This is a genomic window from Streptomyces sp. NPDC127595, from assembly GCF_042671685.1.
Taxonomy (GTDB): Bacteria; Actinomycetota; Actinomycetes; order Streptomycetales; family Streptomycetaceae; genus Streptomyces.
In genome coordinates this window covers 291,985-304,999 of the sequence record NZ_JBHXWK010000006.1, presented here as the reverse complement: position 1 = coordinate 304,999, position 13,015 = coordinate 291,985, and the positions used below count along the sequence as shown (strand labels likewise).

10 protein-coding genes are annotated in these 13,015 nt (G+C 70.8%); 6 read left to right on the top strand and 4 right to left on the bottom strand.

The annotated features are described in order from the left end of the window. Positions 1 to 57 precede the first annotated feature (57 nt). Positions 58 to 750, top strand: a complete 693-nt coding sequence (locus ACFVKT_RS21245) for a metal-dependent transcriptional regulator (protein ID WP_385733687.1) — start codon at positions 58 to 60, stop codon at positions 748 to 750. 974 nt (positions 751 to 1,724) lie between these two features. Beyond that, positions 1,725 to 2,696: an alpha/beta fold hydrolase gene (locus ACFVKT_RS21240; protein WP_385733685.1), complete on the top strand. Its 972-nt coding sequence runs from the start codon at positions 1,725 to 1,727 to the stop codon at positions 2,694 to 2,696. Positions 2,697 to 2,727: 31 nt separating this feature from the next. Here the strand turns inward: ACFVKT_RS21240 and ACFVKT_RS21235 are convergent, their stop codons facing one another. The 3 genes from ACFVKT_RS21235 to ACFVKT_RS21225 form a co-directional block, all read right to left on the bottom strand. Then, entirely contained in the window at positions 2,728 to 4,341 is a 1,614-nt protein-coding gene (locus tag ACFVKT_RS21235; protein WP_385733683.1) for a transporter, read from the bottom strand. Then, the gene (locus ACFVKT_RS21230; RefSeq protein WP_385733682.1) at positions 4,338 to 5,135 is read right to left on the bottom strand and encodes an ABC transporter ATP-binding protein; all 798 of its coding nucleotides are present in this window, start codon (positions 5,133 to 5,135) and stop codon (positions 4,338 to 4,340) included. Before ACFVKT_RS21230 ends, ACFVKT_RS21235 begins: the two co-directional genes overlap by 4 nt. 98 nt (positions 5,136 to 5,233) lie before the next feature. Further along, positions 5,234 to 5,902: a bifunctional DNA primase/polymerase gene (locus ACFVKT_RS21225; RefSeq protein WP_385733680.1), complete on the bottom strand. Its 669-nt coding sequence runs from the start codon at positions 5,900 to 5,902 to the stop codon at positions 5,234 to 5,236. 346 nt (positions 5,903 to 6,248) lie between these two features. Here ACFVKT_RS21225 and ACFVKT_RS21220 point away from each other — a divergent pair, with 346 nt between their 5' ends. After that, complete coding sequence (locus tag ACFVKT_RS21220; RefSeq protein ID WP_385733678.1) at positions 6,249 to 7,634, top strand: transcriptional regulator; 1,386 nt, start codon at positions 6,249 to 6,251, stop codon at positions 7,632 to 7,634. Positions 7,635 to 7,857: 223 nt separating this feature from the next. Next, positions 7,858 to 9,963 (top strand): hypothetical protein, encoded by a 2,106-nt coding sequence (locus ACFVKT_RS21215; RefSeq protein ID WP_385733676.1) that lies wholly within the window; start codon positions 7,858 to 7,860, stop codon positions 9,961 to 9,963. Between the two features lie 112 nt (positions 9,964 to 10,075). Here the strand turns inward: ACFVKT_RS21215 and ACFVKT_RS21210 are convergent, their stop codons facing one another. Beyond that, entirely contained in the window at positions 10,076 to 11,374 is a 1,299-nt protein-coding gene (locus ACFVKT_RS21210; protein WP_385733675.1) for an ABC transporter substrate-binding protein, read from the bottom strand. Between the two features lie 117 nt (positions 11,375 to 11,491). Here ACFVKT_RS21210 and ACFVKT_RS21205 point away from each other — a divergent pair, with 117 nt between their 5' ends. Next, positions 11,492 to 11,992 carry a hypothetical protein gene (locus ACFVKT_RS21205; RefSeq protein WP_385733673.1) on the top strand — a complete coding sequence of 167 codons (501 nt, stop codon included), beginning with the start codon at positions 11,492 to 11,494 and terminating at the stop codon, positions 11,990 to 11,992. 80 nt (positions 11,993 to 12,072) lie between these two features. Next, positions 12,073 to 12,957, top strand: a complete 885-nt coding sequence (gene purU, locus ACFVKT_RS21200; protein ID WP_385733671.1) for a formyltetrahydrofolate deformylase — start codon at positions 12,073 to 12,075, stop codon at positions 12,955 to 12,957. The last annotated feature ends 58 nt before the right edge of the window (positions 12,958 to 13,015 follow it).

Here is a 13,015-nt window from a genome sequence, read left to right as displayed (position 1 = left end):
CCAGCGCACAAGCCGGTGAGCCACCGAGCCTCCGGCAGAGCTAATCGAGGGGCACACATGTCCGGACTGATCGACACCACGGAGATGTATCTCCGCACCATCCTCGAGCTGGAGGAGGAAGGCGTCGTCCCGATGCGCGCCCGGATCGCGGAGCGGCTGGACCAGAGCGGGCCGACGGTCAGCCAGACGGTGGCGCGGATGGAGCGCGACGGTCTGGTGGCGGTGGCCAGCGACCGGCATCTGGAGTTCACCGACGAGGGACGGCGGCTGGCCACGCGGGTGATGCGCAAGCACCGGCTCGCGGAGTGCCTCCTCGTCGACGTGATCGGTCTGGAGTGGGAGCAGGTGCACGCCGAGGCGTGTCGCTGGGAACACGTGATGAGCGAGGCGGTGGAGCGTCGGGTGCTGGAGCTGCTGCGCCACCCGACGGAGTCGCCGTACGGAAACCCGATTCCGGGCCTGGAGGAGCTGGGCGAGAAGGACAGCGCCGATCCGTTCCTGGACGAGGGCATGGTGTCGCTGGCGGAGCTGGACCCGGGGATCGACGGCAAGACCGTGGTCGTACGGCGTATCGGCGAGCCGATCCAGACGGACGCGCAGCTCATGTACACGCTGCGGCGGGCGGGCGTGCAGCCCGGTTCTGTCGTGAGCGTGACGGAGTCCGCGGGCGGGGTCCTGGTGGGCAGCGGCGGCGAGGCCGCGGAGCTGGAGGCGGACGTCGCCTCCCACGTGTTCGTCGCCAAGCGCTGAGGTGCTCGTCGAGGTGCTCGTCAGCTGCTGACGTACCGGTAGCCGTGTGCCGGCGTGCTGCTCGTGGCTGTGCGCCGAGGTGCCGGTAGTCGTGTGCCGGCGTGCTGCTCGTGGTTGTGCGCCGAGGTGCCGGCAACCGTGTGCCGGCGGGCCGCTGGTAGCTGTGCGCTGACGTACCGGTAGCCGTCTGTCGGCGGGCCGCTCGTAGCTGTGCGCTGACGTGCCCGTAGCCGGGCGTCGGCGGGTGCGAAGTCGTGTGCTGACGTGCTCGTAGGCGTGTGTCGGCGTGCTTGTAGCCGGGCGCGTGCCCCGGCACCCGGCGTTCGCCGTCCGTCATCGGTGTGTCAACTACCGCGTCCACAGAGGCAGTTGTGACGCCCGCGTGACCTCACCGAAACCAAGATTCAGTGCGCGGAATCGCAGCGCTGGGACCATTTGCGTGCGAGGCTGTCGCGTGAGGCATATGACCTGAGAGCTCTTGACCGTGTCCGGGAGCGAGGGCGCGCGGTCGGGGAGGGGGCGGAAGGATGTGCCGCAGATGTGGAGAGGGCCCCGGCACCGAATGGCGCCGGGGCCTGTCCTCCCCTGTGCTGACCCGGAGCCCCGAGCTCCCAGGGTCATTCCCTTCGGACCGGCTTCCCCGAGCGGCCCGCCCCCCGCTGAAGATCTCCCCATGGCGTCGGCGGTCAATCCTTGAGGCCGGTCACTCGAATGAGGGGTGTTGCGCCCGAGAAGGGCGTTCTCGAATCCTCATTCGATAACGTGACGGCGTAGTCGCGCTACCAGGGGTACACGTCCATCAGCAGTCAGCGGCAACCGGCAACGATCAGCACCGGCCGGCGGCAATTCATTGCCGGCGGGCAGTAGAAGCAGCAGGAGCAGCGGTACGACAGCGGTAGGAATCGGTACGAGTGGACCGGTCGGCTCGAGCGGGAGCGAGGCGGTCCGAGCGAGCTAGGGGGGTGCCATTACCTGTGGTGCGGCGCATCGACGTGACGGGAGCGGGGGGCGTACGCCTGGCCGCCTGGGAGTTCGCCGATCCTCCCAAGCCCAAGGCGGATCCCGCCAGGACCGACCATCCCAGGATCGCCCCTCCCAGGTCCGGGCCTGAAACCAGGTCCGATACCGGGACCGGGACCGGGACTGAGACCGGAGCGGGGCCCGAGGAGGCCCCCCGCGCGCCCGGCGTGCTCTTACTGCACGGCCTCATGGGCCGCGCTTCCCACTGGGCCTCGACCGCCCGCTGGCTCTCCGAACGGCACCGCGCCGTCGCGCTCGACCAGCGAGGCCACGGCCAGAGCGACAAGCCGCCCGAGGCCGCCTACACCCGCGAGGCATACGTCGAGGACGCCGAGGCAGCCCTCGAACAGCTCGGCCTCGGCCCCGCCGTCCTCATCGGCCATGCCATGGGCGCGCTGACCGCCTGGCAGCTCGCCGCCAAGCGCCCCGATCTCGTCTGCGGCCTGATCATCTGCGACATGCGGGCGTCGGCGCTGGGCGCCGCCTCGCAGCGCGAGTGGGAGGACTGGTTCAAGGCCTGGCCCGTCCCCTTCGCCACGCTCGCCGACGTACGCAAGTGGTTCGGCGAGGACGACCCCTGGGTGGAGCGCCCCAACCCGTCCCGCGGCGAGTTCTACGCCGAGGTGATGCACGAGTCCGCCGACGGCTGGCGCCCGGTCTTCGAGCCCGCGCAGATGCTCAAGTCCCGCCAGACCTGGGTGTACGACGCCCACTGGGAGGAGCTCGCGCAGGTCCGGTGCCCCGCCCTGGTCGTACGGGGTCTCGACGGCGAGCTCGGCCGGGCCGAGTCCCAGGAGATGGTCCGCGTCCTGCCGAACGGCCAGTACGCGGAGGTCGCCGACGCGGGCCACCTCGTGCACTACGACCAGCCGGACGCCTGGCGCGGGGCGATCGAACCCTTCCTTGACGGGGTCCTCACCGGCTAGCCGGCGGCTGCCTCTGCTCGACCTGCGGCGGTCAGCCCTTGCTGACCGCCGCCAGGATCTCCGGCAGCCGCCCCGCCGTCCGCGGCGCCGCCATCCGCAGTCCCGCCATCGTGATCAGGGCCCCGTACACGGCGCCGATCGGCAGCAGCAGCCAGGTCCACTCGTTCCCGTCCGCTGACACGTTCAGCCAGATCGTCAGGGCGATGACGGGGGCGCACAGCAGGGCCGCCGCGACCATGCCGCCGAAGATCGCGATCCAGGCGAGCCCGGCCTGCCCCGGGGCCACGTTCTTGTAGCCCTCCTGAGGTATCGAGTACGGGAAGCGGGCCGACGACCACGCACCGGTCGCCAGCATCGCGCCGAGCAGCGCGAAGGAGAGGCCCAGCGCCTCGGGCAGTTTGGGCCAGTCGCCGAGCAGCGCGGTGGTCAGGACGGTCACGAGGGCCGCGTAAGGGAGGGTGATCAGCAGCAGTGCCAGCGCGCGCCCGCGCAGTTCGACGTACGCGTCACGCGTGGACGAGATCGTCATGGCGACCATCCAGAAGGCGGACGTGTCCTGCCCGAACTGGTTGTACATCTGGATCCCGAGCATCCCGGCGGCGAAGCAGGCGAAGTAGATCGAGCCGGTGCCCTGGAGGGCGTTGAACACGGGCACGATCAGCCCGATGGCGAGTGAGGTCACCCACGCCGCCTTGGTCTTCGGGTCGCGCCACACATACCGCAGGCTGCGTTCCATGACCGTCGCGGTGCGGCCGGCCGGCAGCAGCCGGCTCAGACCCGAGGATCCCCGCTCCCGCGCCGCAGGCTCCGCCGCCTGGAGGGTCGACCCGTCAGGGGAGGTCATCAGCCGGGTCAGGTGGTGGGACCAGAGTGCCAGCAGTCCCGCCAACGCGGCCGCGCTCAAGGCGAGTTGGACGGCACCGGCCCCGTACGACCCCTCACTCACCGAGTGCACCGCGCCGATCGCGGAGGCGGGCGGCAGCCAGCTCAGCACATCACCCAGCGCGTCGAGCTCCGAGAGACCGCCGGACGAATTGAGCCGCTGCGCACCGAAGTTGACCACCTGCGCGCCGATCGCGATGACCAGGCCGCTCAGCACCGCGAGGTCACGGCCCCTGCGGCTGGTCAGCAGACGGATGTTGGCGGCGGCGACGGCGCGCGCGAGGGCCGCGCAGACGAGGAGCCCGAGGACCACCGCGACGACGCCGGTGACGTACGCCGCCGTACCGTGCGCCACGGCGATCACGGATCCGACGAGCAGGCACAGCGTGAACAGCGGCCCGATGCCGACGAGTGAGGCCACGAGGAGCGCCCGGACGAGCGGGCGTGGCCGCAGCGGCAGCATCACCAGACGGGTCGGGTCGAGCGTCTCGTCACCGCTGGCGAAGAACAGCGGCATCACGGCCCAGCCGAGCGTCAGGAGTGCCACGAGGAGTACGGCGAGGGCGGTGGCGTGCGCGTTGCCGCGCAGGGCGATCAGGCCGAGCAGTTGGAGGGCGGCGAAGAGGAGGACCAGGATGGCGGAGGCGACGTACGCGGCCCGCCGTCCGGACGACTGCCGCAGCCCGTTGCGCAGGAGCGACAGCTTCAGGCGTACGAGGACGGGGGTGACCGACGTCGCGGATGCACCGGTGGTGGCACTCATCGGGGGGCCCCGCCGCCCAGCCAGTCCAGGTCGGCGCCGGCGGCGCGGCCGTTGGCGCCGACGAGTTCCAGGAAGGCCTGCTGGAGGGAGGGGGCGCTGCCGCGTACGTCCGCGAGCGGGCCGTGTGCGCGGATCCGTCCCGCGGCCATGACGGCGACCCAGTCGCACAGCGACTCGACCAGTTCCATGACGTGGGAGGAGAAGACGACGGTGGCGCCCGATCCGGTGTACCGCTCCAGGACGCCGCGGATGATCTGCGCGGAGACCGGGTCGACGCCCTCGAACGGTTCGTCGAGGAAGAGGACTTCGGGGTTGTGGAGGAGGGCGCAGGCCAGGCCGATCTTCTTGCGCATGCCCGTGGAGTAGTCGACGACGAGTTTGTGCTGGGCGCCCGCGAGGTCGAGTACGTCGAGGAGCTGGGTGGCGCGTTTGTCGACCTCGGCGCCCGGCAGGCCCCGCAAGCGGCCGGTGTAGCCGAGGAGTTCGCGCCCGGAGAGCCGCTCGAAGAGCCGGAGCCCCTCGGGCAGGACACCGATCCGCGCCTTCACCTCGACCGGGTCGCTCCACACGTCACGCCCGACGACCTCGACGGTGCCCTGGTCGGGCCTGAGCAGGCCGGTCACCATCGAGAGGGTGGTGGTCTTCCCGGCTCCGTTCGGCCCGACGAGCCCGATGAACTGCCCCGCCGGCAGCTCCAGATCGATCCCGGCGACAGCGATCTGCTCCCCGAACCGCTTCCAGAGCCCCCGCACACGCACGGCGGGCACGACGGCGGCCTCTGTTCCCTGGGTCATGGGAGCACCCTAAGGGCCAACGCCCCGCTTTTAAGGGGCGCGGGGAACTGCGCGACCAGCCACAGCGGACCCGCAGCGTACAAACGGCGCCGCGGGAGCTAGCGCCGTCCCTCGCGCCCGCAGGCGTAAGCGAGCGGCGAGATCAACTCCTCCGCATCCGGCAGCCACCGATTCGCGGGCGTGGGCCGACAGGCCCACTGCACGGCCCCCCGCGACCCGAACCGCGTAGGCGGCGCCGCAACATACGCTCCCTCGCCCAGGGTGACCAGATCGAGGGACGCGGGCGGCCAGCCCACCTTGCGCACCAGGTCGGGGACCTTCGCGGCGGCGCCCGGAAGTACGAAGAAATGCATGCGCCGGTCCGGGGTGCAGGTGACCGGCCCGAGGGTCAGTTCCATGCGCTCCATGCGGGCGAGGGCGAGGAACCCGGCGGTCTCGGGCACGTCGATCGCGTCGAACGTACGCCCGGTGGGCAGCAGGATCGACGCCGTGGGGTGCTTCGCCCACAGCCGGCGCGCGACGGTCGCACTGCCCGTGGCCTGCGTCGCCCAGTCCTCACGCGTCGGATGCGCGCCCGGCATGGGGCACGCCGCCTCGCCGCAGGAGCAGCGATGCACCCCGTCGACGGCTTCCAGCCAGCTGCCGGGGAACACGTCCCAGTGGCGCTCCTCGGCATAGCGCACGGCGGTGTCCTGCAGCGATTCGCCGCGCTGCTGGGGGATCTGGGCGGTCTCGGTGCCTGCGATGGTCTCGTCCACGTGGAACACAACTCCCGCGTCCACCTCGGGTTACGGGGGACGCGCGCGCGGGGGAGGGGCATCGATTCCGCATGTGGGGCGCATGGATGCATGGATGGGGGCGCGCATGGGGAATGGCGGCGGGGGCTGGGTAACCACGGGAGGGGCTGGGCACCGCCTTTACCCCGGCAATCCTCACATGTCTCGCATCTTCACTGTGTCTGCGGGGCATTGATCTTCATGGCCGAGTTCTTTCGTTGTTCCTGTTCCTTCGCTGTCCTGCTTCTTCCGTTGTTCCTTTACTGAGTTCGGCCGCTGAGGACACGTCAACTCGGTGCGTGGGCAGGCACCGCAGCACAGTCACAGGGGGTACGCCATGGCCGCAAGGCCGCTCGTCGCGCGGCAGCCGAACGAACGACTGCAGGCGCTCATCCAGGAAGCCGGCTGCTCGAACGCCGGGCTGGCCCGCAGGGTCAACATGTGCGGCGCGGAGCACGGTCTCGATCTGCGGTACGACAAGACGTCCGTGGCGCGCTGGCTGCGCGGACAGCAGCCGCGTGGCCGGGCGCCGGCGATCATCGCCGAGGCGCTCGGCCGCAAGCTGGGCCGTACGGTCACGATCGACGAGATCGGCATGGCGAACGGCAAGAACCTCGCGTCCGGCGTCGGCCTCCAGTTCTCGCCGACCGTACTGGGAGCCATCGAGCAGGTCTGCGAGCTGTGGCGCAGCGATGTCGGCCGCAGGGACTTCCTCTCCGGCTCGTCCGTCGCCGCCTCCGCGCTCGTCGAGCCCAGCCGCGACTGGCTGATCTCCTCGCCGGACTCCCAGGTGGCGCGTTCGGCAGGCCCCCGGGTCGGGGTCTCGGACGTCGAGGCGGTCCGCGCGATGACCCAGGCGCTGGTGGACCTGGACCACCAGTACGGCAGCGGGCATGTCCGCCCGGTCGTCGTCCACTACCTGAACAGCGTGGTCTCCGGACTGCTCGCGGGCTCCTACCGGGAGGCGGTCGGGCGCGAACTGTTCGCCGCGGTGTCCCGGTTGACGGAACTCGCGGGCTATATGGCCATCGACACCGGCCAGCCGGGCCTCGCCCAGCGCTACTACATCCAGGCGCTGCGGCTCGCCCAGGCGTCCGGGGACCGGGCATACGGCGGTTACGTACTGGCCGCGTCCATGAGCCACCTGGCGGCACAGCTCGGAAACCCGCGTGAGATCGCCCAGTTGGCGCGCGCGGCGCAGGAAGGGGCGCGCGGGCGGGTCACTCCGCGCGCAGAGTCGATGTTCCACGCCGCCGAGGCCCGCGGGCACGCGCTGCTGGGTGACGCGCGCGCCGCCCAGGCGGCGTCGGGGCGGGCCCTCAGCGCCCTGGAGGCGGCCGACTCGGCCTCCGGGGACGACCCGACGTGGATCGCGCACTTCGACGAGGCCTATCTGGCCGACGAGTTGGCGCACTGCCACCGGGACCTCGGACAGGCGGAGGCCGCCGCGCGCCGCGCGGAGGAGTCACTGGCGGGGCTTCCCGAGTCGAAGGCCCGGCGGCGTGCGATCGGCTACGTACTGCTGGCCACCGCGCAGGTCCAGCAGCGCGAGATCGAGCAGGCGTGCCACACCGGGCTGCGCGCCGTCGAGTTGCTCGGCACGCTGCGCTCCAACCGGGGTGCCGAGTACCTGGAGGACTTCCAGCAGCGCCTGGAGCCGTATCAGGACGAGCCGGTGGTAAGGGAGTTCGGGGCGCGGATGGAGTTGCAGGCGGCTGCGTGAACGCTCGGCGGTCCTGGGTGTGAACGCTCGCCGGCCCGGGGCGTGAACGCAGGGCAAATGATCAAGGGGGTTGCGGGAAGGGGAAGATACAACACAAGGGGAGCGGTTTTGCTGCCGCGGTCACAGGGGTAGAGGTCTCAGTCTGTGCTGCGTGGCACCGGGTTGTGGGGACCCGGTAGCGTGGGCCGATGATTCCGAAGGTCCCCCATTCGTAGGAGTCCCGGTGACGCAGAGTGGACAGGGCGAAGAGCCCTCGCCGCGACCCGCGCGCGAAGGCATCGTGCTGCCCTCCGACGGCGGTGCGCCCCTGCTGCCAGGTATGACGGGCGACCGTACGACCCCGGCGGGCGGCCAGGCCTGGGACCGTCCGTGGGGTCCCGAGCAGCAGTCCGCGCCCGCCCCGCAGCCGGAACAGCAGCAGGACCAGGGCTGGGGATCGCCGGTGAACGGTACCCAGACCTGGGGAGACCCTCAGCCGCCCGCCCCGGGATGGGGCACTCCTGAGGCGCCCCAGGGCTGGACTCCCCCGGAACCGAGACCGGGATGGGGCGACGGCCCGGACCGGCAGCAGCCACTGCCGGGCGGACAGCCTGGTCCTGCTTCGTACGGGGATCCTTCGTATCGGGATCCTTCGTACGGGGATTCCTCGTACCGGGATCCTTCGTACGGGGATCAGGAGCTGCCGGGTTCGCAGGGGGCTCACCAGCCGCAGGGCTACGCGCCGCAGCAGGCGCCCGGGGCGGGGCCGCTGCCGCCGGAGGGTGCGTCGTACGGGGGCGCCCAGGCTCCGTCGTACGGGGGCGCGTCCACTCCGTCGTACGAGGGTCATGACGGCGTAGGGGCATATGGTGCCGCCTCGCACGCCTCGCACGCCTCGCACGCCTCGCACGCCTCGCACTCGTCGCCCTTGCCGTCCGCCGCGCAGCCGTTGCCGCCGGAGGGTGCGGGGATGGGAATGGGGGCGGGTGTGCCGCTTCCGCCTGTCGCCGACGAGGGTGCGACGCAGTTCATACCGCACATTCCACCCGCTCCGGGCGCCGACGAGGGCGCGACGCAGTTCATACCGCACATTCCACCTGCTCCGGGCGCCGACGAAGGTGCGACGCAGTTCATACCGCACATCCCGCCCGCTCCGGGCGCCGACGAGGGTGCGACGCAGTTCATACCGCACATCCCGCCCGCTCCCTCCGTACCGGCTGAGGGTGCCACTCAGCTCATCCCCCCGGTGGGCCCGGGGGCACTGCCTCCCGAAGTGCACGCCGGCGCCGACCAGTTCATGGGGCGGCAGTCGCAGGGCGGTGCGGGACCGTTGCCTCCCGCCGAGCACCCGGACGCTCAGGCCACACAGTTCATCGCCCCGGTTCCCGCGCAGCCGGGCGGGCCGTCCTACGGGATGCGTCCGGGAGAGCCGGAGGACCGGCAGCCGCCGGCGGAGTTCGACAACCTGTTCCGCAGCGAGCCGCAGGGCCCGCCGGGGACGCAGCAGTTGCCGCGGTTCGACCCCGCGGCGCCGCACGGCGCACAGGCCCCTCAGGGGGCACACGCGCCGTACGGGGCGCAGGCTCCCGGCGCGTACGGCGCGCAGGACCCGGGTGGATACGCCGCGCAAGCCCCGGGTGGACCCGGAGCGCCGGGCGGGCGGGCCGCCGCACGGCGCGCGGGCGCGAGCGCGAGTGACGGTGGTGGTGGCGGCGGGGGGCGCAGTGGTTCGCGTGTTCCCTTGATCGCCGCGGTCGGTATCGGCATCGCCGTGCTCGGTATCGGTGCAGGCGCCATGCTCAGCCAGGGTGGAGGCGACGACAGCGGCGACAACAGCGCGACCGTGTCGGCGACGGCTCCCGCGACGGAGGACTCGGCGTCGGCGTCCGCCGACTCCGCCAAGGCGCAGGCCGTTGAGCTGGACAAGCTTCTCGCGGACGCCAATGCCAGCCGCGACTCGGTGATCAACGCCGTGGCGAACGTGACGGCGTGCAAGGACCTGGGTCAGGCGGCCAGTGATCTGCGCGACGCGGCCGGTCAGCGGGGCGAGCTGGTCACCCGGCTCGACGCCCTCGCGCTGGACCAGCTTCCCAACCACGCCGAGCTGACGACCCAGCTCACCAATGGCTGGAAGGCCTCCGAGTCGGCCGACAACCACTACGCCGCCTGGGCCGACCAGGCGGCAGGCAAGAAGGGCTGCAAGGACGGCCGGGCCGTCGGCACGGGCGAGAGCCAGGCGGGCAACCAGGACAGCGGCACGGCGAGCACGGCGAAGGAGAAGGCCGCGAAGCTGTGGAACTCCATCGCGTCGACGTACGGACTGACGGAGCGCTCGCGCACCCAGCTGTGAGTCGTGAGTCTTGGTTCGCGTTGATCCGCGCGGCGCCTTTCGGGACCGGTCCCGAAAGGCGCCGCGCGGGCGTTGGCCCCGCGGTCGGTGCGGGGCCGGCGCGGGACCGGTCCTAGTCCGCGCTCTCCAGCGTCTTCGACATGTTGACGAACCCCTTGCGCGCCGACGTCAGTTGGCCCTTGCGTACGACCTGGAAGGTCACGTCGGCGTTGACGAGGCGGGGGAAGTCGACGGCCGCGATCAAGTCCTCGAAACGCCAGCTGAGGGTCGGGGTGAGCCCACCGGTGGTCACCTTGAGGCCGTCGTCGAAGGCCCGCCGGACCGTGAGCGAGGACACCTCGCCGTCGCCGAGCGACTCGACGGCCTTCTTCAGCACCGTGTACGCGATCCAGGTGGTCTGCACTCCGGTGTCCGCGGGGTCGACCCGGTTGTCCTCGAAGGCGTACTTGGTGATCACCTTGCGCATCGCGTCCCAGCTCGGGTCGCTCGCGGGCGGGTACCAGCCGGTGACGGACGCGCCTTCGTACGGGCTCGACGCGCCGCCGGTGGAGTTGATGACCGACTGGTCGACGCTGCCGAGGACCGTGCCCACGCTCACCTTCGCGTAGTCCTCGCGGTCGCGCCGGAAGGAGTCCATGAAGGTGTCCGTACGGTCGCCGAGCGCGGGCACCACGCACCCGTTCTCGAGCGGGTCGGAGGTCGCGGTCTCCAGAGCCGCCTGCGTCTGCTTCGAATACTCGGTCGCGTCGTCGGCCGCCCGCTGGTCGACGGCGGGCCTGTGGTCCGATGCCTTCAGGCCGGAGTCGAGCAGCACCGGGAGCTCGTCACCGGCGATGGTGTCCGGACGTATCAGCGAGACCGGCCCGCAGTCCTTGCCGAGCTGCTCGCCGAGGCCTGCCAGCAGCGCGGGCTCCCCGCCGTTCACGGGGTAGGACAGCGGACTGGTGAACTCGTCGTCGGTGACGCCGTAGCCGCCGATGTACGGGATGCCCGCGCCCTCCAGCGGGGCGAGGAAGGAACGGCCGTGCTGGCTGTAGGAGCCGACGACCGCGACAACGTTCTCCTTGACGGCGCGTCGGGCGCAGTCGGCGGCGTCCACGCTGTCGTTGTGGTCGTTGCAGGTCAGGATGTTGAGCTTGTGGCCGTTGATACCGCCCTGGCTGTTGACCCAGCGGGCGTAGGCCTGCGCCATGGCGGGCATGCCGGGCTTGTTGGTCGCGGCGGTGTCCTGGGGCGCCCATGTCATGACCGTGATGGAGCCATCCCCGGAGCCCCCCATGGCACCAGGGATGACCCCACACCCGACGGCGACCGACGCACACGCCACCAGCGCGCCCGCGGACAGCAACGTGGCCTTGAGGGGCCGGGGGAGGACGGAGGAGGAGGTGCGCGTGCGTCGCCTGCCGGTCATGGACATGCACGATTCCGTCACACCAATAACCTGGGAGTGACCGGCGGTCAACATGAGGTGACTCAGAGGTGAATTACGGGGGTGGGTGATCTGCTTTTCGCAGGGAACGTACGATCGGTGACCGTGCAAGGTTCGGAGAACTCTTCCCGTCGCGGCAGTCGCTCATCCACCATGGGCGGCATGCCACTGAACGACATGCCGTGGTGGCGCTGGCGCAGCAATGTGCGCTCCGCGCTGCACATGCTTTCCGACACCGACTTCCAGCGGGGCGTCTGGCTCGCGGGCGTAGAAGGGTACGGCGACGTCACCGACGCCGTGTACCGCCTGGTCGAGGACACCTGGCTGGACAACTGGTCCGCCGAGAAATACGTCGGCACGATCTTCCGGGACTCCCAGGAGGCCGCGCTCGTCGACACCGCCGTGCTCCGCGTCCTGCGGATCATGCACCAGGTGGGACCCGACGCCCTCGTCTCCGCGTACCTCGACCACCCGGGCTGGCCGGACGCGGTGCGCGCCGCGCGCGACGCGCATGTGCGCCTCGCGGTGAGCGACGGGGAGGACCCCGACATTCCACCGCGCACGCTCGAGGTGCTGAAGATCCTGACGCGGTCGGCGTAGGCCGCCCTGGGCCGGTACGCCGGGTCCGCCTGGCGGGACGACCGGCCGTCCGGGGCGGGCGGTATGCGACGCTGTCCTGCATGAATGAGCAGTCCGTCCGCGGGGCAGCACCCGCCGCCGAGCAGTACGTCCTGACCCTTTCCTGCCCTGACAAACAGGGAATCGTGCACGCCGTGTCGAGCTACCTCTTCATGACCGGCTGCAACATCGAGGACAGCCAGCAGTTCGGCGATCACGACACGGGACTGTTCTTCATGCGCGTCCATTTCTCGGCGGAGTCGCCGGTCACCCTGGACAAGCTGCGCGCGAGTTTCGCGGCCATCGGTGACGCCTTCCACATGGACTGGCAGATCCACCGGGCCGAGGACAAGATGCGGGTCGTGCTGATGGTCAGCAAGTTCGGGCACTGCCTGAACGACCTGCTCTTCCGGGCGCAGACCGGCGCGCTGCCGGTCGAGATCGCGGCCGTGGTCTCCAACCACACGGACTTCGCCGAACTCGTGGGGTCGTACGACATTCCCTTCCACCACATCGCGGTGACGAAGGACACCAAGGCGGAGGCCGAGGCGCAGCTCCTGGAGCTGGTCCGGGCCGAGAACGTCGAACTTGTCGTCCTCGCCCGCTACATGCAGGTGCTCTCGGACGACCTGTGCAAGCAGCTCAGCGGCCGGATCATCAACATCCACCACTCCTTCCTGCCGAGCTTCAAGGGCGCGAAGCCGTACCACCAGGCGCACGCCCGGGGCGTGAAGCTCATCGGCGCCACCGCGCACTATGTGACGGCAGACCTCGACGAAGGTCCGATCATCGAGCAGGAGGTCGAGCGCGTCGGCCACGGCGTGACGCCGGACCAACTCGTCGCCATCGGACGCGATGTCGAATGCCAGGCCCTGGCCCGGGCGGTGAAGTGGCACGCGGAGCGCCGCATCCTGTTGAACGGCCGCCGCACGGTGGTGTTCGGATAGGGGCGGCGCTCTTCAGCTCCGGCCGGGGTAGTTCTTCTTTCAGCCCGTCCGGCGCTTG

What these genes read in the sequence shown, in the direction of transcription:
- ACFVKT_RS21235 (WP_385733683.1), bottom strand. Translation starts at nt 4,341, where the DNA reads ATGAGTGCCACCACCGGTGCATCCGCGACGTCGGTCACCCCCGTCCTC.
- ACFVKT_RS21245 (WP_385733687.1), top strand. Translation starts at nt 58, where the DNA reads ATGTCCGGACTGATCGACACCACGGAGATGTATCTCCGCACCATCCTC.
- ACFVKT_RS21210 (WP_385733675.1), bottom strand. Translation starts at nt 11,374, where the DNA reads ATGACCGGCAGGCGACGCACGCGCACCTCCTCCTCCGTCCTCCCCCGG.
- ACFVKT_RS21220 (WP_385733678.1), top strand. Translation starts at nt 6,249, where the DNA reads ATGGCCGCAAGGCCGCTCGTCGCGCGGCAGCCGAACGAACGACTGCAG.
- ACFVKT_RS21230 (WP_385733682.1), bottom strand. Translation starts at nt 5,135, where the DNA reads ATGACCCAGGGAACAGAGGCCGCCGTCGTGCCCGCCGTGCGTGTGCGG.
- purU (WP_385733671.1), top strand. Translation starts at nt 12,073, where the DNA reads ATGAATGAGCAGTCCGTCCGCGGGGCAGCACCCGCCGCCGAGCAGTAC.